The organism is Streptomyces sp. NPDC093260 (assembly GCF_040683715.1).
Classification (GTDB): domain Bacteria; phylum Actinomycetota; class Actinomycetes; order Streptomycetales; family Streptomycetaceae; genus Streptomyces; species Streptomyces sennicomposti.
Genome location: NZ_JBFBEK010000003.1, coordinates 98,850 through 117,995, shown reverse-complemented (window position 1 = coordinate 117,995; position 19,146 = coordinate 98,850). Strand labels below are relative to the sequence as shown.

17 protein-coding genes are annotated in these 19,146 nt (G+C 73.6%); 8 read left to right on the top strand and 9 right to left on the bottom strand.

Annotated features, from left to right (window positions below; genetic code table 11):
* Nucleotides 1-317 precede the first annotated feature (317 nt).
* A complete protein-coding gene (locus AB0N63_RS04805; RefSeq protein ID WP_365524088.1) occupies nt 318-1,751 on the top strand; it encodes a trehalose-6-phosphate synthase in 1,434 nt (477 codons plus the stop codon).
* 60 nt (nt 1,752-1,811) lie between these two features.
* On the opposite strand, the gene otsB is transcribed toward AB0N63_RS04805, so the two are convergent.
* The 3 genes from otsB to AB0N63_RS04790 form a co-directional block, all read right to left on the bottom strand.
* Nucleotides 1,812-2,678: a trehalose-phosphatase gene (gene otsB, locus AB0N63_RS04800; protein ID WP_365524085.1), complete on the bottom strand. Its 867-nt coding sequence runs from the start codon at nt 2,676-2,678 to the stop codon at nt 1,812-1,814.
* A 210-nt stretch (nt 2,679-2,888) separates the two neighbouring features.
* Nucleotides 2,889-3,119, bottom strand: a complete 231-nt coding sequence (locus AB0N63_RS04795; protein ID WP_365524752.1) for a DUF3263 domain-containing protein — start codon at nt 3,117-3,119, stop codon at nt 2,889-2,891.
* Nucleotides 3,120-3,353: 234 nt separating this feature from the next.
* A complete protein-coding gene (locus AB0N63_RS04790) occupies nt 3,354-4,628 on the bottom strand; it encodes an extracellular solute-binding protein (protein WP_365524082.1) in 1,275 nt (424 codons plus the stop codon).
* A gap of 107 nt (nt 4,629-4,735) precedes the next feature.
* Here AB0N63_RS04790 and AB0N63_RS04785 point away from each other — a divergent pair, with 107 nt between their 5' ends.
* The 3 genes from AB0N63_RS04785 (at nt 4,736) to AB0N63_RS04775 (ending at nt 7,934) form a co-directional block, all read left to right on the top strand.
* A complete protein-coding gene (locus AB0N63_RS04785) occupies nt 4,736-5,674 on the top strand; it encodes an ROK family protein (RefSeq protein ID WP_365524079.1) in 939 nt (312 codons plus the stop codon).
* 4 nt (nt 5,675-5,678) lie between these two features.
* Complete coding sequence (gene nagA / locus AB0N63_RS04780; RefSeq protein WP_365524749.1) at nt 5,679-6,839, top strand: N-acetylglucosamine-6-phosphate deacetylase; 1,161 nt, start codon at nt 5,679-5,681, stop codon at nt 6,837-6,839.
* Between the two features lie 165 nt (nt 6,840-7,004).
* Nucleotides 7,005-7,934, top strand: a complete 930-nt coding sequence (locus AB0N63_RS04775) for a 1-phosphofructokinase family hexose kinase (protein ID WP_365524077.1) — start codon at nt 7,005-7,007, stop codon at nt 7,932-7,934.
* 3 nt (nt 7,935-7,937) lie between these two features.
* On the opposite strand, the gene AB0N63_RS04770 is transcribed toward AB0N63_RS04775, so the two are convergent.
* Nucleotides 7,938-8,879: a CBM35 domain-containing protein gene (locus tag AB0N63_RS04770; protein ID WP_365524074.1), complete on the bottom strand. Its 942-nt coding sequence runs from the start codon at nt 8,877-8,879 to the stop codon at nt 7,938-7,940.
* Between the two features lie 119 nt (nt 8,880-8,998).
* The gene (cdgB, locus tag AB0N63_RS04765; protein ID WP_365524071.1) at nt 8,999-10,657 is read right to left on the bottom strand and encodes a diguanylate cyclase CdgB; all 1,659 of its coding nucleotides are present in this window, start codon (nt 10,655-10,657) and stop codon (nt 8,999-9,001) included.
* 451 nt (nt 10,658-11,108) lie between these two features.
* Between cdgB and AB0N63_RS04760 the strand changes: the two genes are divergently transcribed.
* Nucleotides 11,109-11,696 carry a flavin reductase family protein gene (locus tag AB0N63_RS04760; protein ID WP_365524069.1) on the top strand — a complete coding sequence of 196 codons (588 nt, stop codon included), beginning with the start codon at nt 11,109-11,111 and terminating at the stop codon, nt 11,694-11,696.
* Between the two features lie 92 nt (nt 11,697-11,788).
* Here AB0N63_RS04760 and arfB read toward each other — a convergent pair whose 3' ends face one another.
* On the bottom strand, nt 11,789-12,226 hold the full coding sequence (gene arfB, locus AB0N63_RS04755; protein ID WP_365524066.1) for an alternative ribosome rescue aminoacyl-tRNA hydrolase ArfB: 438 nt from the start codon (nt 12,224-12,226) through the stop codon (nt 11,789-11,791).
* A 198-nt stretch (nt 12,227-12,424) separates the two neighbouring features.
* On the opposite strand from arfB, the gene AB0N63_RS04750 reads away from it, so the two are divergent.
* Nucleotides 12,425-13,000 carry a TerD family protein gene (locus AB0N63_RS04750; protein WP_365524063.1) on the top strand — a complete coding sequence of 192 codons (576 nt, stop codon included), beginning with the start codon at nt 12,425-12,427 and terminating at the stop codon, nt 12,998-13,000.
* A gap of 125 nt (nt 13,001-13,125) precedes the next feature.
* Here AB0N63_RS04750 and AB0N63_RS04745 read toward each other — a convergent pair whose 3' ends face one another.
* Nucleotides 13,126-14,535, bottom strand: coding sequence for a M1 family metallopeptidase (locus tag AB0N63_RS04745; protein ID WP_365524061.1), 1,410 nt, complete (start codon nt 14,533-14,535; stop codon nt 13,126-13,128).
* A gap of 39 nt (nt 14,536-14,574) precedes the next feature.
* Between AB0N63_RS04745 and AB0N63_RS04740 the strand changes: the two genes are divergently transcribed.
* Nucleotides 14,575-15,075 (top strand): hypothetical protein, encoded by a 501-nt coding sequence (locus AB0N63_RS04740; RefSeq protein WP_365524059.1) that lies wholly within the window; start codon nt 14,575-14,577, stop codon nt 15,073-15,075.
* 95 nt (nt 15,076-15,170) lie between these two features.
* Here the strand turns inward: AB0N63_RS04740 and AB0N63_RS04735 are convergent, their stop codons facing one another.
* Complete coding sequence (locus tag AB0N63_RS04735) at nt 15,171-15,884, bottom strand: pentapeptide repeat-containing protein (RefSeq protein WP_365524057.1); 714 nt, start codon at nt 15,882-15,884, stop codon at nt 15,171-15,173.
* Nucleotides 15,885-16,085: 201 nt separating this feature from the next.
* Between AB0N63_RS04735 and AB0N63_RS04730 the strand changes: the two genes are divergently transcribed.
* The gene (locus AB0N63_RS04730) at nt 16,086-17,603 is read left to right on the top strand and encodes a DHA2 family efflux MFS transporter permease subunit (protein ID WP_365524747.1); all 1,518 of its coding nucleotides are present in this window, start codon (nt 16,086-16,088) and stop codon (nt 17,601-17,603) included.
* Nucleotides 17,604-17,719: 116 nt separating this feature from the next.
* Here AB0N63_RS04730 and AB0N63_RS04725 read toward each other — a convergent pair whose 3' ends face one another.
* On the bottom strand, nt 17,720-19,141 hold the full coding sequence (locus AB0N63_RS04725; RefSeq protein WP_365524054.1) for an FAD-dependent oxidoreductase: 1,422 nt from the start codon (nt 19,139-19,141) through the stop codon (nt 17,720-17,722).
* Nucleotides 19,142-19,146: the final 5 nt, after the last annotated feature.

Below are 19,146 nucleotides of genomic sequence, written 5' to 3'. Positions count from 1 at the left end.
CCGCCCGGGTACCAGACCCCGGCCCCGCCGGGAGCCGGCCCAGGACGCCCGGGGATCAGCCGGGTACGCCGTCCGACCGGCTCCGGCGGCCCGCCGCGTCCCGCTCGCGGGTCAGGTACGCGCCGCCCTTGCCGTAGGTGCTCATGCCGTAGGGGGCGGCCGGCGCGGAACCGACCTCGGCGTAGCAGTCGCCGACCGGGCTGGTGATCGCGCAGGCCTTCCTGCCGACACCGACACCGACACCGACAGGCGGAATCCCCGCCCGCCCCGTCCCCGCACACGTTTGAGTGTTCGGGACCCGGGCTAGGTTCAGGACCATGGCTGCAACGCACGGTGCCGAGGTGCTGGTCGCCTCCAATCGCGGACCGGTTTCGTACGAACTGCGCCCGGACGGCGGTGAGGGCACGCTGCACGCGAAACGCGGCGGCGGCGGACTGGTCTCCGGGCTCTCCGCGATCGGCCCGGACGCGGGCGCGGTCTGGGTGTGCGCGGCGCTCGGCGACGCCGACCGGGAGGCGGTGCGCCGCTTCGAGGGCGGGCGCCGGCTGCCGGCGGAGGACACCGGCGGCCAGCAGGTCCGGATGCTCGACATCGCCCCGGACGTGTTCTCGGACGCCTACAACGGCATCGCCAACTCGGTGCTCTGGTTCGTGCACCACATGCTCTACCAGACCCCACTCGAACCCGTATTCGACGCCGGGTTCCGCCGTCAGTGGGCGTCGTACGAGGCGTACAACCGCGCCTTCGCCGAGGCCCTCGCGGAGGAGGCGGCCGAGGGCGCGGCCGTGGTGGTGCAGGACTACCACCTCACGCTGGTGCCGGGCATGCTGCGCGATTTCCGGCCCGATGTGCGCATCGGGCACTTCTCGCACACCCCGTGGGCCCCGGTCGACTACTTCCGGATGCTGCCCGACGACATCGCCGAGCAGGTGCTGCGCGGCATGCTCGGCGCGGACCGGCTCGGCTTCCTCACCCGGCGCTGGGCGGACGCCTTCGCCGGCTGCTGCGAGGCGCTGACCGGCGGCCTCGGCGGCACCCGGATCGGCGTGCACGGGCTCGGCGCGGACGCGGAGTTCCTGCGGGAGCGCTCGCACCGCGCCGATGTGAAGGAGCGGATGGCGGCGCTGCGCGAGGAGATCGGCACGACGCCCGACGGCGGCGCGCGCCGCACGATCGTCCGGGTGGACCGCACCGAGCTGTCGAAGAACATCGTGCGCGGCCTGCTCGCCTACCGGCAGCTCCTGGAGGACCGGCCCGAGTGGCGCGAACGGGTGGTCCACATCGCCTTCGCCTACCCCTCCCGCCAGGACCTGGCCGTCTACCGCGAGTACACGGCCGAGGTGCGGCGCGTGGCGGACGAGATCAACGAGCGGTACGGCACCCCCGGCTGGACCCCGGTCGTCCTGCACGTCAAGGACGACTTCGCACGGTCGCTGGCGGCGTACCGGATCGCGGACGTGGCGCTGGTCAACCCGATCCGGGACGGCATGAACCTGGTCGCCAAGGAGGTCCCGGTGGTCTCCGACGCGGGCTGCGCGCTGGTGCTGTCCCGGGAGGCGGGCGCGTACGCGGAGCTGGGGGACGACGCGATCGTCGTCAACCCGTACGACGTGGTCGGCACCGCGGACGCCCTGCACGAGGCGCTGAGCATGGCGGGCCCGGAGCGGGCCGAGCGCAGCAAGCGCCTGGCCGCCGCGGCGACGGCCCTGCCCCCCGCCCAGTGGTTCCTGGACCAGCTGAACGAACTCTGAGACCGACCACCCCCGGGGCCGCGCCCCGGGGCCTTCCGGTACGGCCTCACGGCCCGCCGCCTACGGCAGCGCGTCCGCCAGGTTCCGCAGCAGCTCGACCACGCCCGCCGGTCCCGGCACCACCAGGTCCGCCCGCTCGGACAGCTCGGTGACCTCGCTGCTGCCGCTGCACACCAGCAGGCCCGGTACGCCGTCGGCGCGCAGCTTCTCCACCGCGGCGAAGGCGGGCAGGTCGCCGAGGTCGTCGCCGGCGTAGAGGACGGAGGCGGCGCCCCGGGCGCGGACGTAGTCCGACAGGGCCACGCCCTTGTCCATGCCCGGCGGGCGCAGCTCCAGCACCATCCGGCCCGGCTCCACGATCAGGCCGTGCCGGGCGGCGAGTTCGGCGAGGGGCTCGCGCAGCAGGTCGTAGGCGGCCTGCGGGTCCTCGGCACGGCGGGTGTGGACGGCCAGCGAGCGGCCCTTCTCCTCGGTCCAGGTGCCCTGCCAGGCGCCGATCCGGTCCAGGAAGCCCGGCAGTTCGGCGCGGACGGCGGCGACGCCGGGGTGCGGGGCGGGCGCGGTGACGGTGCCCGTCGCGGCGTCCCAGCGTTCGGCCCCGTAGTGGCCGAGGACGACGAGGTGTTCCAGGCCGGGTACGCCCGCGAAGCCGCCGTTGCGCACCGCGACGCCGGCCGGGCGGCCGGTGACCACCGCGACGGCGGCCACCTTCGGGGCCAGCGCGGCGAGCACCGGTACGGCCTCCGGGTGCGCCCGGGCCTGGTCGGGGTCGGGCACGATCGGGGCGAGCGTGCCGTCGAAGTCGAGTGCGATCACCGCCCGGTCCGGCCGTGCGAGGACGGCGGCGAGGCCGTCCCGGCCGGCCTGGGTGGCGGGGGTCGGCAGGGAGGCGGCGGGGTTGGTCGAGTCCGTTTCGTGGCTGCCCATGAGCCGAACCTATCCACACTCGCCCGGCCGCACTCCTCGACGTGCCCCACGGCCGGCCCGGCCTGCCCCACCGGTCCGCACGCCCCGCGCATCCCGCACGCCCCGCGTATGCCCCGCGTCACGCGTATGCCACGCGTCCCGCGCCCCCGGGTCCCGAGGCCGGCCTACGCGGCCTCCCGGTGGCCCGGAGGCGGCGCGCCCACCGGTCCCTCAGCGTTCCGCCCGGCGGGCCTCGCGGATCCGGCGCAGGCGGTTGACCGTCACCGGGTCGTGGGCCAGGGCGCGGGTGTCGTCCAGGAGGGCGTTGAGGAGCTGGTAGTAGCGCACGGGTGAGAGGCCCAGTTCCTCGCGGATCGCGCGCTCCTTCGCGCCGGGGCCGGGAAAGCCGCGCCGCTCCAGCGCGAGGATGTCCCGCTCCCGCCGCCCGAGCGCCTGCTCCAGCCCCTCGCCGCTCCCCTCGCGGCGGCCCGCGTCGCCCCCGTCCGGCACGCCGCCGTCCAGCGGGCCCCCGTCCGGCGCGCCGTCACCGCGTACGCCCTCGTCCCGTACGTCCATACCCCGCACCGTAACCCCGGCCACCGACAACGCGGCCGGGGCGGCCCCGAAAGACCGCTCCGCGCACGCGAGCGGCCCGCGGCCGCGGGGGCCGCCGGGTTCACGCGTCCGGCGGCGCCGTCACTCCCCGCCCCGCGTGCTCTCCGCGTCCGAGGCCGTGGTCTGGAGCTGGTTCAGGATCGCGGTGGGGTCGCCCTCGGGACTGACCGTGCGGCCGATCTCCTTCTTCACGTCCGCGCTGACCTTCGCCCAGGACGTCTTGCCGAACGGGTAGAGCTGCGCCAGCGGCAGCTCCTCCAGGAACGGCCACAGCTTCCTGTCCCGGTCCGCCGCGGACATCGCGTCCGAGGCGGAGCTGGTGACGGGCAGCAGGTCGTACTCGCGGGAGAAGGCCAGCACGTTCTTCTGGTCGTAGACGAAGTCGAGGAAGTCGCCGATCTCGTCCTTGTGGCCGTGCTTCTTGAAGGCCATCATCCAGTCGGTGACGCCCATGGTCGCCTTGGGCGTGCCGTTGCGCCCCGGCACCGGCACCATGCCGAAGTCGACGCCCTTCTTGGCGGCCTGCTGCATCAGCGTCGGATGGCCGTTGAGCATGCCGACCTCGCCGGCCGCGAACGCCGAGAAGGCCTGCGCGCGGTTCAGCTTGCCCGGCGCGACGGGGCCGGTCAGGTCCTTGCCGACCAGCTCGTCCTTCAGCCAGGTGAACGTTTCCGCATTCTGCGGGGAGTTGATCGTGTAGGTGCCGATGTCGTCGGTGTAGCCGGCGCCGCCGCTCAGCAGCCACTGCAGGGTCTCGGCCTGCGCCTCCTCGGGGCCGAGCGGCAGGGCGTAGGGGTACTTCACGCCCTTGGCCTTCAGCGCCTCGGCGTCGGCGGCGAGGTCGGCCCACGTCGTGGGCGGCTTGGTGATGCCCGCCCGGCCGAAGAGGGTCTTGTTGTAGAACAGCACGCGCGTGGAGGCGGCGAACGGGATGCCGTACTGCACGTGCCGCAGCTGGCCGGCCTCGGAGAGCTGGCCGAGGAAGTCGGCCTGCACGGGTATGGAGAGCAGGTCGTCGGCCTTGTAGAGCATGCCCTGGTCGGCGTAGTCGGCGTAGGCGCCGATCTGCGCCATGTCCGGCGGGTCGCCCGCGTCGGCCATCTCCTTGACCTTGCGGTCCACGTCGGTCCACGGGTACACGCTGACCTCGACCTTCACGCCCGGATGGGCGGACTCGTAGTCGCGGACCAGGCCGTCCCAGTACTTCTGCGAGCTGTTGGCCGCGGAGTCGCCGTAGTCGGCGGCGACCAGTCGCAGCGTGACGTCGGAGGAGCCGGTGCTCCCGCAGCCGCCGAGAAACACCGTCATGCCCAGCGCGGACACCACCGCGATCGTTCCTGTCCTGCGCCGCTGCACTGCCTCTTCCGCCCCTCAGGTACCGCTGTTCGACATGTGGACACGATAGGTCTACACCACGTGAGTGGACTAGACCTCTTGTGGGTCGAAGGGCCACACTGTCCCCCGTGAGACACGTCATCGCGCTCGATGTGGGCGGCACCGGGATGAAGGCCGCGCTGATCGCCGCCGACGGCACGCTGCTGCACCAGGCGCGGCGCGCCACCGGCCGCGAGAACGGCCCCGACGCCGTCGTCGAGAACATCCTCGGCTTCGCCGCCGAACTGCGTGCCGTCGGCGCCGAGCGGTTCGGCGAACCGGCCGCCGCCGCCGGCGTCGCCGTCCCCGGCATCGTGGACGAGGAGCGCGGCGTCGCCGCCTACGCCGCCAACCTCGGCTGGCGCGACGTACCGCTGCGCGCTCTGCTGGCAAAGCGGCTGGGCGGCATCCCCGTCGCCCTCGGCCACGACGTGCGCACCGGCGGCCTCGCCGAGGGCCGCATCGGTGCGGGCAAGGGCGCCGACCGGTTCTTCTTCGTGCCGCTGGGCACCGGCATCGCCGGCGCCATCGGCATCGACGGCCGGGTCGAGGCGGGCGCGCACGGCTTCGCCGGCGAGATCGGCCACATCGTCGTACGGCCCGGCGGCACCCCCTGCCCGTGCGGCCAGCGCGGCTGCCTGGAGCGGTTCGCGTCAGCCGCCGCGGTCAGCCAGGCCTGGGCCGAGGCGTGCGGCGACCCCCAGGCGGACGCGGCGGACTGCGCCAAGGCGGTGGAGTCCGGCGACGCCCGCGCGCGGGAGGTCTGGCAGGAGGCGGTGGACGCGCTCGCCGACGGGCTGGTCACCGCGCTCACCCTGCTGGACCCGCGCACGCTGATCATCGGCGGCGGACTCGCCGAGGCCGGGGAGACTCTCTTCGCACCGCTCAGGGAGGCCGTCCGGCGGCGGGTCACCTTCCAGAAGCTGCCCGCCGTCGTCCCCGCCGCCCTGGGGGACACCGCCGGCTGCCTGGGCGCGGGCCTCCTCGCCTGGGACCTCCTCAACACTTCTACGACTGCCCGGAGGTAGCCCCCTGATGGCCAACAAGGTTCTCACCGGAGCCCGGGTGGTACTGCCCACCGGGATCGTCGACGGCGGCCACGTGATCGTCGACGGCACGCGGATCGCCGACACCGGGACCGGTCCCGGCACGGCTCCGGCGGGCGCCGAGACGCTCGACGTCTCCGGCCACTGGCTGGTCCCCGGGTTCGTCGACCTGCACAACCACGGCGGCGGCGGCGCGTCCTTCTCCGGCTCCGCCGACGACGTCATGACCGCCGTCCGCGCCCACCGCGCGCACGGCACCACCACCCTCGTCGCCTCCACCGTCACCGACGACATGGGCGTCCTCACCAAGCAGGCCGGACTGCTCGCGGAGCTGGCCGAGCAGGGCGAGATCGCCGGCATCCACTTCGAGGGGCCGTTCATCTCGCCGTGCCGCAAGGGCGCGCACTCCGAGGCGCTGCTGCGCGACCCGGACCCGGCCGAGGTGCGCAAACTGGTCGACGCCGCGCGCGGCCACGCCAGGATGATGACGCTCGCCACCGAACTGCCCGGCGGCCTGGACTCCGTACGGCTGCTCGCCGACCACGGCGTGATCGCGGCGGTCGGCCACACCGACGCCACCTACGAGCAGACCGTCGAGGCCATCGACGCGGGCGCCACCGTCGCCACCCACCTGTTCAACGCGATGCCGGCCCTCGGCCACCGCGCCCCCGGCCCGATCACCGCCCTGCTGGAGGACGAGCGGGTCACCGTCGAACTGATCAACGACGGGGTGCACCTGCACCCGGCCGCCCTGGAACTGGCCTTCCACCACGCGGGCGCCGCCCGCGTCGCGTTCATCACCGACGCCATGGACGCCGCCGGCTCCGGCGACGGCCGCTATCTGCTCGGCCCGCTGGAGGTCGAGGTGGCCGACGGCGTCGCCCGACTGGTCGAGGGCGGCTCGATCGCCGGCTCGACCCTCACCCTGGACCGTGCCTTCCAGCGGGCGGTGACCGTCGACAGGCTCCCGGTCGAGGACGTGGTGGCCGCGCTGTCCGCCAACCCGGCCCGGCTGCTCGGCCTGGACGACCGCATCGGCTCCCTGGAACCGGGCAAGGACGCCGACCTGGTGCTGCTGGACGAGGAGTTCACGCTCAAGGGCGTCCTGCGGCGCGGCGAGTGGGTGGTCGCTCCCGACCTGGCCTGATCCGTTCCGTCCCCGGCGACGGGGGCGGGCCCGAGGGGTGGGCGGCGGCGCGCGCGTTTGGCATGATCGAGACCCGGAGAGGTCCAGGGCGCCGAGCCCGGGCCGGTCCGGGACATCGGGACAGCAGGCGCGCCAGACGCACTTACTCGGGGGAGGTCGGCCCACGTGATCCTCACGGTCACGCTGAACACCGCTGTCGACATCACCTATCGGGTGCCCGCACTGCGGCCCCACACCTCGCACCGGGTGACGGAGGTGACCGAGCGGCCCGGCGGCAAGGGCGTCAACGTCGCCCGGGTGCTGGCCGCCCTCGGCCACGAGGTCACCGTCACCGGCTTCGCCGGCGGGACCACCGGGAGCGAGCTGCGCGACCGGCTCGCCGCCCTGCCGGGGATCGTGGACGCGCTGGTCCCGGTGGCCGGCGCGACCCGCCGCACCGTCGCGGTCGTCGACGAGCGCACCGGCGACACCACCCAGCTCAACGAACCGGGCCCGGTCGTCACCGCCGCCGAGTGGGCCGCCTTCCAGAAGACCTACGAGGACCTGCTCGGCTCGGTGTCGGCGGTGGCGCTGTGCGGCAGCCTGCCGCCCGGCCTGCCGGTGGGCGCGTACGCCACTCTGGTACGGGCCGCGCGGGCCGCGGGCGTCCCCGTGCTGCTGGACACCAGCGGCGAGGCGCTGCGCCGCGGGATCGCGGGCCGCCCCGACATCGTCAAGCCCAACGCCGACGAACTCGCCGAGCTGACCGGCTCCCTCGACCCGCTGCGCGCCACCCAGGACGCCCGCCGCCGCGGCGCGCGCACGGTCGTCGCCTCACTCGGCGCGGAAGGGCTTCTGGCGCACACGCCGGAGGGCCTGTGGCGGGCGGCCCCGCCGGCCCGCGTCCACGGCAACCCGACCGGGGCGGGCGACTCGGCGGTCGCGGGCCTGCTGTCGGGCCTGACCGAACGTCTCCCCTGGCCGGACCGCCTGGCCCGCGCGGTGGCCCTGTCGGCGGCGACCGTCCTGTCCCCGGTGGCCGGCGAGTTCGACCACCCGGCCTACGAGCGGCTGCTGCCCCGGGTGGCGGTGACGGGGGAGGTCAGCGCGGCGTGAGGGTCAGCCGTTCTCGCCGGTGAGATACAGCTGGTCCAGGTTCACGTTGCACTGGTTGCCCTCGTTGCACGCGAGCTCGATCGTGTTGGTGCCCTTGTTCAGGTTCACCAGCGCCCAGGTGTTCTGCCAGTTGTTCTCCCAGGTGCCCTCGGGCAGCTTCGCGAAGTTCTTCATGTTCAGCGGCTTGGAGTTGGGCTGGCCGTTGACCACCAACGTGGCGTTGGCGTCCACGCCCGGGATGCCGTAGACGACGTACAGCCGGTAGGAACCCGCCTTCTGGATGCCGTTCACGGTCCAGGTGACCTTGGCGCCCACGTGGTTGAAGCCGGTGACGTAGATCCCGCCGTCCGCCTTCGCGCCCTTGATGTCGGACGCCGTGGTGGTGCCCGTCAGGAGCAGCGCCTTCGCGTCGATCTTCGGAAGGTCGCCGTTCGGGGCGACGCTGCTCGTCGGGGACGAGCTGGGGCTGGCGCTCTGGCTGGCCGGGGGGGTCGTCGCGCCGGACTGCCCGCCGGCCTGGTCGTCGCCCTTGTCGCCGAGCACCGTCACGGCGATGCCGATGACGACCGCGGCGACCACCGCGACCGCGCCGATCAGCAGGCCCTTGGTGTTGGGGCCGCGGCGGCCCTTGCCGCCGCCGGCGCCCCGGCCCTGCTGCTGGCGGGGCGGCTGCGCGCCGCCGGGGAGGGTCTCGGGTGCGGCGTAGTGGGCGTTCGGCTGGCCGTAGGCGCCCTGCTGCTGCGGTACCTGCCCGTACGGCCCCGGGGCGGCCTGACCCTGCTGGCCGTACTGCCGCTGGCCGACCGTGCGGACCCGGTTGACCGAGCCCGGGTAGCCGTAGCCACCGGAGGGCGGCTGGGCCCCGTTGGCCTGGCCGTCGGCGTACAGGTAGCCGAACGGGTCGTCGTCCTCGGGCGTGCTCGCGCCGTTGTTGCCGGGCGTCATCCCTTGGTGCTCCTCAACAGTGCGGGTCGGATGCAGTACGTCGTCAGATTGGACGAGCCTACCCGCTCTGCTGGACCCGAACGGGGGGCTCAGTCCGCATCAACCCGCTGACCTGCGGCTCAGCCGGCCCGGCGATGCTGTTTGGGACGAGATCGTTTCTCGACGTACATCCGCTCGTCCGCGGACTTCAGCACTTCGTCCGCCGTCATCCCGCAATGCGCCCATCCGATGCCGAAGCTGGCGCCGACGCGGACGGCGCGGCCCTCGGCGCGGATCGGCTGGATGATCTCGTTGCGCAGGCGTACGGCGAGGTCCTGGGCGTCGGCGCGGCCGAGGCCGTCGGCGAGGATCACGAACTCGTCGCCGCCGAGCCGGGCCACGGTGTCACCGTCGCGCACGCCGTTGCTCAGCCGGCGGGCGACCTCGATGAGGACGGCGTCGCCGGCGTTGTGCCCGAACCGGTCGTTGATCGACTTGAAGCCGTCCAGGTCGCAGAAGAGGACGGCCAGCCCCTTGGCGCCGTCGTCCCGCTCGCCCTCGGGGGCGATGGTGTGCTCATGGTGGTCGTAGGCGTCGTAGGCCTGCGGGACGGGGGCGAAGTCGAAGCCGTGCGCGGCTTCGGCGGCGGCGTCGTAGGCGGGGTGGCCGTAGGCCGCGTCCAGCGGGTCCGGCTCGCCGGGGTGGACGGACTGCGGGCGGCTGCACAGCCGGGCGGACAGCCGCGCGCGCAGCTCGGCGGAGTTCGGCAGTCCGGTCAGGGAGTCGTGGGAGGCGCGGTGGGCGAGGTGCAGCTCGCGGCGCTTGCGCTCCTCGATGTCCTCGACGTGGGTGAGCAGGAACCGGGGCCCGTCGGCGGCGTCGGCGACCACGGAGTTGCGCAGGGAGACCCAGACGTAGCTGCCGTCGCGGCGGGCCAGGCGCAGCTCGGCGCGGCCGCCCTCGGCGGAGGTGCGCAGGAGGGTGCCTATGTCCTCGGGGTGGACGAGGTCGGAGAAGGAGTAGCGGCGCATCGCGGAGGCGGGGCGGCCCAGCAGCCGGCACAGGGCGTCGTTGGTGCGCAGGATGCGGCCGTGCTGGTCGCCGCCCATCTCGGCGATGGCCATGCCGGAGGGCGCGTACTCGAAGGCCTGCCGGAAGCTCTCCTCGCTGGCGCGCAGGGCCTGCTGCTCGCGCTCCAGGCGGACCAGGGCGCGCTGCATGTTGGCGCGCAGCCGGGCGTTGCTGATCGCGATGGCGGCCTGGAAGGCGTAGACCTGGAGGGCCTCTCGGCCCCAGGCGCCGGGGCGGCGGCCGTTGCGCGGGCGGTCGACGGAGAGGACGCCGAGGAGTTCGCCGGAGGAACCGCCGGGGGCGTACATGGGGGCGAAGAGGCGGTCGGAGGGGTGCCACTCGTCCTCGAAGCGGGGAGCGGGTCCGTCGGTGTACCACTGGGGGACGTCGTCGTCGTCGAGGACCCAGCCCTCGGTGTGGGGTATGAAGACCAGGTCGCCCCACCGCTCGCCCATGCCCAGCCGGCGGTCCCAGGACTCGCGGGCGCCGACCCGGCCGGTGATCAGGGCCTCGGCGGCGGGGTTGCCGGAGAACGCCGCGACCACCAGGTCGCCGTCGGGGCGCACGAGGTTGACGCAGGCCAGCTCGTAGCCGAGGCCGGTGACGACGCCGTCGGCGACGGTCTGGAGGGTGTCCGCCAGACTGCGCGCGGTGTTCATGTCCGCCATGACCTGGTGCAGTTGCCGCAGGGTCGCAAGACGGACGTACGGTTCCGACTCGGTCTCCATGCTCGCCCTCCCCCCGAGACCTGGCAGCGCATCAAAGGGTTCTCTTCGGCGTATCGTTCCGTGCGGTCTCCGCCACTGAATCACAGCGCGAAGCCCACTCGGTACACAGGGTCAACAATTCAGGTCCCTTGTGACTCAAGTCACAGAAGAACGTGAACAATTGAGTGGAGTTTCTGCTTTTTCCCTGTGCGTCAACCGAACGCAAACTTTGTGGGTGTGTGGCCATGATGCACGAGGGACCGCCCGGGCGGGCTGGAATCACATGTTCCGCCCGTTACCCGTGCACTCCCGCCCCGCCCCGGCGCGCGCCCCGGGCCCGCTCCTCCGCCCCGGTCTCCGGCGGCTCCCGCGGCCCCCGGCGAGACGGGAGTGCCTGGTCCGCTGGTCCTAGGTCCGGGTTCGGGCGCGGGCCCGATGCGGGGACCGCCGGACGGTCATTAGCGTTGCGGTTGTGCTGAACACTTCACCCGTACCGTCCTCCTCCCCCGCCACCGCGACCGTCCTTGGGCATGCTGAGGGGGTGACCGACGACGAGTTCCGCGCCGCGATGTCCCGGCTGGCCGCGGGCGTGGTGCTGGTGACCGCGCAGGAGCCGCCGCTCGACCCGGACGACCCCACGGCGCCCGGCGGCGAGGACGTGGGCATGACGGCCACGGCCTTCGTCTCGGTCTCCCTGGACCCGCCGCTGGCCCTGGTCAGCCTGCGCGAGGGCTCGCGCATGGACGACCTGCTCGCCGAGCAGCCCCTGTGGGCGGTGTCCGTCCTCGCCGAGAGCCAGCGGCACATCGCCGGCCGGTTCGCGATGAAGGGCCGGATCAGCGACCGCCTGCTCTTCGAGGACATCCCCTGCGTCCGCGGCGAGGTCTCCGGCGCCCCGCTGGTGGGCGGCGCGCTGGCCACCCTGGAACTGCGCACCGAGCAGCGGGTGCCGACGGGCGACCACACCCTGGTCATCGGCCGCGTCCTGACCGCCCGCCTGCCGAGCGCGGAGGGCGGCCCGCTGACGTACTTCCGGGGCCGCTACCGGCACCTCGGCTGAGCCGCCCCCGCCGGGCGGCCCGGGCATCGGCTACCGGTGGGCGCGGATCCGGCGCCCACCGGTCCCCGGCCACCCGCGTCACCAACCTCTCCCTAACCCCAGTCGCGGCCCTGGCGGCCGCGCTTGGTCTCCGCGCGCTGCTTCTTCTCGCGCAGACGGCGTTCGTTGATGCCGCGCGGGACGCGGGTGGGACGGCGGGGCTTGGGGGGCGGGGCGGTGGCCTCGGCGAGCAGGGCCGCCAGGCGTACGGCGGCGGCTTCGCGGTTGCGCCACTGGGAACGGTGCTCGGCGGCGCGGACGGTGATCACCCCGTCCACGAGCCGGCCGGCGAGCCGCTCCAGCGCGCGCCGCTTCCACACCTCGGGCAGGGCCTCGGTGCGGGCGAGGTCGAAGCTCAGCTCGACCCGGCTGTCACTGGTGTTGACGTGCTGGCCGCCGGGCCCCGAGGACCGCGAGAAGCGCCAGGCCAGCTCGGCCTCGGGGAGCGCGACGGAGCCGCGGATGAGATGGGGACCGGACATGGGGTCCATGTTCCCGCCCCTGACCGGGTCACGTCACCGTAATTTCCCGCCCCGTCGCACGTTCGCCGCCGCACACGGGAGAGCCGTGTTCGAGGCGGCCTTGGTAAAAAAGGTAAAGAGATCCGGAACCATGGGGACCCCGCTCGGCGTTCTTGGGAGTGGCGGTAGCTTCGTCCGCACAAGCAACGAGGGAAGGGACTCCCCACAATGGCTGTAAGCCTCTCCAAGGGCGGCAACGTCTCGCTCACCAAGGAAGCCCCGGGCCTGACCGCCGTCACGGTGGGCCTCGGCTGGGACGTCCGCACCACCACGGGCACGGACTTCGACCTGGACGCGTCCGCGATCGCGGTCAACACGCAGGGCAAGGTGTACTCCGACGCCCACTTCGTGTTCTTCAACAACAAGCAGACCCCGGACAACACCATCGTCCACACCGGCGACAACCGCACGGGCGAGGGCTCCGGCGACGACGAGTCGATCAACGTCAACCTCGCCGGCCTCCCGGCCGACATCGACAAGGTCGTCTTCCCGGTCTCCATCTACGACGCCGAGAACCGCGGCCAGAACTTCGGCCAGGTCCGCAACGCCTACATCCGCATCGTCAACCAGGCCGGCGGCGCGGAGATCGCCCGCTACGACCTGTCGGAGGACGCGGCCACCGAGACGGCGATGGTCTTCGGCGAGCTGTACCGCAACGGCGCGGAGTGGAAGTTCCGCGCGGTCGGCCAGGGCTACGCCTCGGGCCTGGTCGGCATCGCCCAGGACTTCGGCGTCAACGTCTGACGGTCCGTCCGTGGTGATCGGGCTGCCCCGGCGCGGTGCCACGCAGCGCACCGGCGGCGGCCCCGCCCACCGGGAGGCGGCGCGGCCGGGCGGCCCCTCCCGCCGGTTCCCGCGGTGCGCCGCCGTCAGGGGTGCGCCGGCTGCCCCTCGCCGTACAGCCAGGTCTTCCAGATGTCCGTGAAGTCCTTGCCGGGGGCCTTCTTCTCGACGTAGGCCGTGAAGTCGGCGGTGGAGGCGTTGCCGTGGCGGTGCGCGGCGGCCCAGCCCTGGACGATGTCGTAGAAGGCGTCGTCGCCGACCGTCTGGCGGATCTTGTGCAGCACCATCGCGCCACGGTCGTACACCGGCGCGTCCGAGATCACGGCGGCGCTGCTCGGTCGGCCCGGCGGGAAGGCCCAGACGTCCGTGCCGTTGTCGCCCTTGCCCTGGTAGACCCTCTCGAACGTCTCCTGCGCGCTCCTTCCCCCGTGGTCTTCCGCCCACAGCCACTCCGCGTACGTCGCGAAGGACTCGCTGAGCCACATGTCCCGCCAGCTCTTCGGCGTGACGGAGTCGCCGTACCACTGGTGGGCGATCTCGTGCACGAGGGTGCTGGTGTCGGGCTCGCCGGGGAAGGTCGGCCGGTTCTGGGTCTCCAGCGCGTAGTCGACGCCGTTCACCCGGTCGACGATCGCGCCGATGGAGGAGAAGGGGTAGGGCCCGAAGTTGTCCTCCGCCCACTCCATGATCTCGGGAATCTTCCCGAGCACCTGCTCGCTCCCCGTCGCCAGGGCCGGATCGACGGCGACGTAGACGGGCAGGCCGTTCTCCAGGGTCGAGCGGGTCACCTGGAAGTCGCCGACGGCGACCGTCGCCAGATAGGTCGCCATCGGCTCGGCGGTGTGCCAGCGGAACGTCCTGCGGCCCTCGGCGCTCGTCACGCCCTTCAGTTCGCCGTTGGAGACGGCCGTCAGCTTCCCGTCCGCGGGCACGCTGACGGAGATGTCGTAGGTGGCCTTGTCGGAGGGGTGGTCGTTGCCCGGGAACCAGGCCATGGAGCCGACCGGCTGGCCGAGGGCCACCGCGCCGTCGCCGGTGCGCAGCCAGCCCTCCTTCGACCCGCCCGGATCGACGACCGTCTCGGGGGCGCCGGAGTAGCGGACGGTCGTCGTGAACGTCTCGCCCTCGCTCAGCTCCCCGTGCGGTCGCACGGTCAGCTCCTGACCGGCCCGGTGGAAGCGCGCGGCCTTCCCCTCGACGCTCACGTCCCGCACGTCCAGGCCCTGGAGGTCGAGGTCGAAGGCGGACAGGTCCTGGGTGGCGCGGGCGGTGATCACCGCCGTGCCGGTCAGCCGGCGGCCGGCCGGGTCGTAGTCGAGAGCCAGGTCGTAGTGGGCGACGTCGTAGCCGCCGTTGCCGGCCTTGGGGAAGTACGGGTCGCGCAGCCCGGAGCCGCCGGGCGTGCCCCGCACGCCTCCGTCGCACCCGCTCAGGGCGACGGCGAGCACGACCGCGGCGGCGGCCAAGGACCGGACGGTAGGGGCGGGCCTGTACACGGTGCGATCCTATGCGGCGGCCATGACACCATCGCGTACGTGCTCGACATCGGCTACGCCCTCTCCAACCGCTTCCCCGACCCGCCGCAGACGGACTACCGCCGTGCGGACGTCCACGCGCTGCGCCACGACCTGTTCTGCGGCGACGTGTACCTCGCCGACACGAAGGCGGACCGCGAGCTGGCCACGGCCTGGGGCTGGGTGCCGGTGCTGGACTTCGCGTGGGCGCTGTGCGACATCGTGGAACGGGTGGACCGGGACCCGGCCGGCTCCCGCGCCGCCCGCCCCCAGCGGGCCGAGCTGGACTTCACCGAGTCCACCGACCGCATGCTCTTCGAGCGCCGCTTCGGCTGGGTGGACATCGAGGCCGACTGGATGCCGGCCGACGAGCCGCCGCTGAGCTTCTCGCACGCCGAGCTGCGCCGCGAGGCCCGCGACTTCCTGCACGATCTGATCGCCGACCTGTGCGACCTGCACGAGGACCTGGCGGAGAACCCGGCGGTCTGGACCCTCCAGGCCCGCTTCCCCCGCCTGGCGTGAGCGTCGCTCACGGCGCCCGCGCGTGACCCGGCCGGCCTCGGCCCGCCGGGGGCCTCGCGCGCCCTGGCCCGGGGGCCTTGCCCTGAGCCCCCTCCCTATCCCTCCACCCTGATCCCCAGCCGCGCCGCCAGCACCGGGGCCAAATCCAGCAGCTGGCCGGTGCTGATCACCGCGCCCGCCAGCCGCTCCGCCCCGCCCGCGATCTCCAGCGTGGCGGCGCCGCGCAGGTCCACGTCCGTGAGCGTGGCCCCGGTGAACTCCACGCCCTTGAGCGCGCAGTCCACGAACTCCACCCGCTCCAGCCGGGCGCCGCCGAAGTCCGGCTCGATCAGCACGCAGCCCTCGAAGACCACGTCCCGCAGTCGCGCCGTGCGCAGATTCAGGTAGTCGATCTTGCCGCCGCGGATCAGCACCCGCTCCAGCACGGCGCCGTGCAGCTGGGTGCCGCCGAGCCGGGCGTCGGTCAGCTGCACGTCCCGCAGCGTCGCCTCCGCGAGATCGGTGCCGACCCCGCGGACGCCGCCGAGCACCGAGTCGAGGAAGCGGGCGTGGCGCAGCGAGGCGTCGTCCAGCGCGCACCCGCGCAGCGCGCAGTCCATGAACCGTGCGCCCGCCCCGTCCTGTCCGGAGAGGTCGGTCTCGCGGAACTCCAGCCCGTCGTAGTCCCCGTCCGGGGCCAGTCCCGCGCCGTCGTACGCCTCCAGCGCCGGCAGGCGCACCTCGGGCCGCCGGGCCGGCTTCACCCCGCCGCCCCCGCGACCGCCGCCACCGTCGCCGCCGCTCGTCCGGCCGTTCGTCCTCCGCACCATGCGCCCATGCTGCACCCCGCCACTGACAACGCCCCGGAGACCGCCGGGCTGTCCCGGCCACCGCGGGCCGCCCCCGCCCCCACCCCGGATGCGATTCATACCGATTCATGCTCTTCTGACGGAATGAGCATCACCCGAAAAGGTGAATCCTCGTCCGTGCAACGCCATCAGGGGGCCCGTTCGAGCCCCCTGGCGAACGCCCTGCGCCCCGGGCACTCCGCGCACCAGCCCCGGCACGCCCGCCCCGCCGCCGACGCGCACCGCTGGTGGGCGCTGGTGGTGATCGCGCTGGCGCAGCTGATGGTGGTCCTGGACGCGACCATCGTGAACATCGCGCTCCCCTCCGCGCAGCACGCCCTGCACATGTCGGACGCCAACCGCCAGTGGGTCATCACCGCCTACACGCTCGCCTTCGGCGGGCTGCTCCTGCTCGGCGGGCGGATCGCCGACCTGGTGGGGCGCAAACGCACGTTCGTCATCGGCCTCATGGGCTTCGCCGTGGCCTCCGCGATCGGCGGCGCGGCCGCCTCCTCCGGCATGCTCTTCGGCGCCCGCGCGCTGCAAGGGGCGTTCGCCGCCGTGCTGGCCCCCTCCGCGCTCTCCCTGCTCACCACGACGTTCACCGATCCCAGGGAGCGCGGGAAGGCGTTCGGGATCTACGGCGCGCTCGCGGGCAGCGGCTCGGCGATCGGCTTCATCGTCGGCGGGCTGCTCACCGAGTACCTGAACTGGCGCTGGTGCCTGTACGTGAACGTGCCCATCGCGATCGTCGCCGTCCTCGGCGCGCTGGCGCTCCTGCACGGCCGGGCGGGCGAGGCCGGGGACGGCGCCCGGCTGGACGTGCCCGGCGTGGTGCTCGGCTGCGGCGGGCTGGTCGCCGTCGTCTACGGGTTCAGCGAGGCCGAGCCGCGCGGCTGGACGGACCCGGTGGTGCTGGGGCTGTTCGCGGCGGGCGTGGCGATGCTGGCGGCGTTCGTGTGGTGGCAGACTCGCGCCCGGATGCCGCTGTTGCCGCTGCACGTGCTGCGCGACCGCAACCGGGCCGGCTGCTTCCTGACCATGCTGCTGGCCGTGATCGGCATGTTCGGGCTGTTCCTGTTCATGACGTACTACCTCCAGGAGATCCTCGGCTACTCGCCCCTGCGCACCGGCCTGGCGTTCCTGCCGCTGACCGCCGCGATCATCGTCGGCTCCACGCAGATCTCCGCGCGGCTGCTGCACCAGGTGGCCCCGCGGCTGCTGATGGTGCCCGGGATGCTGCTGGCGGCGGGCGGACTGCTGCTGCTGACCCGGCTGACGGTGGTCGCCGAGTACACCACCGAGGTGCTGCCCGCGCTGCTGCTGATGGGCCTCGGCATGGGCCTGACCTTCATGCCGGTGTTCGCCACCGCCACGGCGGGCGTCGCCCCCAAGGACGCGGGCGTGACCTCCGCGACCGTGAACACCTCGCAGCAGGTGGGCGGTTCCATCGGCACGGCGCTGCTCAACACGGTGGCCACGACCAGCGGGACGGCGTACGTCACCGCCCGTCTGCACCGCCCGGCGGACCGGGCGCGGGTGGTGCCGGAGGGCATCGTGCACGGCTACACGGTGGCCATCTGGTGGGCCGCCGCCGTGATGCTGCTGGCCGGGCTGGTCGCCGCCGTGATGGTGACGGCCCGCGCGCCCAAGCACGGTCTGCCGGCGGCGGAGCAGCCGGTGCCGGAGTCGGCGGTGTGAGGAACCCGCGGGGGAGGAACCCGGAAGCCCCGCGAGGGGCGGGGAGGGTTCCGGCTGCGACCGGAGCCCTTCCCGTGCGGGCCCCCTGAGGGCGGCCGCCGAACCCCCTGCGGCCCTCAGCCCCGCCCCGCCACCCGGTCGGCGATCCGGGCCAGCCGGGAGGAGCGGGCGGCGTGGGTGAGGGCCTCGCGGCGGTCGGCGGTGCGGTAGGTGGCGTACATGCCCTGCACGCCGAGCCAGCGCAGCGGCTCCGGCTCCCACTTGCGCACCTTGTGACCGGCCCACGGCAGCGCGGTCAGCGGCGTCGGCCCGCCCTGCCCCGAGTCCAACTGGACCAGGTCGGTGAGGGTGCGGGCGGCGAGGTTGGCGGTGGCGACGCCCGAGCCGACGTAGCCGCCGGCCCAGCCGAGTCCGGTCGTACGGTCCAGGGTGACCGTGGCGCACCAGTCGCGCGGCACGCCGAGCACCCCCGACCAGGCGTGCGCGACCCGCACTCCGGCCAGCACCGGGAAGAAGGCGGCGAGGATGTCGCGCAGCGCCTCGACGGTCCCGGGCTGGGTGCGGCCGTCGTTGTCGGTGCGCGAGCCGAACCGGTACGGCACCCCGCGTCCGCCGAGCGCGATCCGGCCGTCGGCGGTGCGCTGCGCGTACATGTAGGCGTGCGCCATGTCGCCGAGGGTCTCGCGGCCGTCCCAGCCGATCGCCGCCCACTGCTCGTCGGTCAGCGGCTCGGTGGCGATCATCGAGGAGTTCATCGGCAGCCAGGTGCGCTTCTGCCCCTTCAGCGAGGCGGTGAAGCCCTCCGTGCACCGCAGCACGTAGGGGGCGCGGACGGTGCCGTAGGGGGTGACGGCGTGTTTGGGGCGGATCTCGGTGACCGGGGTCGCCTCGTGGATCGTCACGCCGAGCGCCTCGACGGCCGCCGCGAGGCCCTTGACCAGCTTGGCCGGGTTCAGCCGGGCGCCGTGCGGGGTCCAGGCGGAGCCGACGGCGTCCGCGACGCGGACGCGCTCGGCGGTCTCGCGCGCCCCGTACAGCTCGCGGTCCTTCTCGCCGAAGGCGAGTTCCCGCTCGTGGAAGGCGCGCAGCCGGGCCAGCTGGGCGGGGGTGCGGGCCACCTCCAGCACGCCGCCCTTGTGGACGTCCGCCTCGATGCCCTCCTCGGCGGCGACGCGGATCACCTCGTCCACGGTGTCGTTCATCGCCTGCTGGAGCCGTACGGCGGCCTCGTGGCCGTGCAGCTCGGCGTACCGGTCGCGGCCGGCGACGCCGTTGTAGAGCCAGCCGCCGTTGCGGCCGGAGGCGCCGTAGCCGCAGAACTTCTGCTCCAGAACGGTGATCCGCAGGAAGGGGGCGGTCTTCTTCAGGTAGTACGCCGTCCACAGGCCCGTGTAGCCGCCGCCGACGATCACCACGTCCGCGTTCGCGTCGCCGGTGAGCGGTTCACGCACGGCCGGCAGGCCGTCGTCCGCGAACCAGTAGGAGATGCCGCCGTTCACGATGCCGCTGTTCACGGCCCTGTCTGCCGAGCTGCTCATGGCCG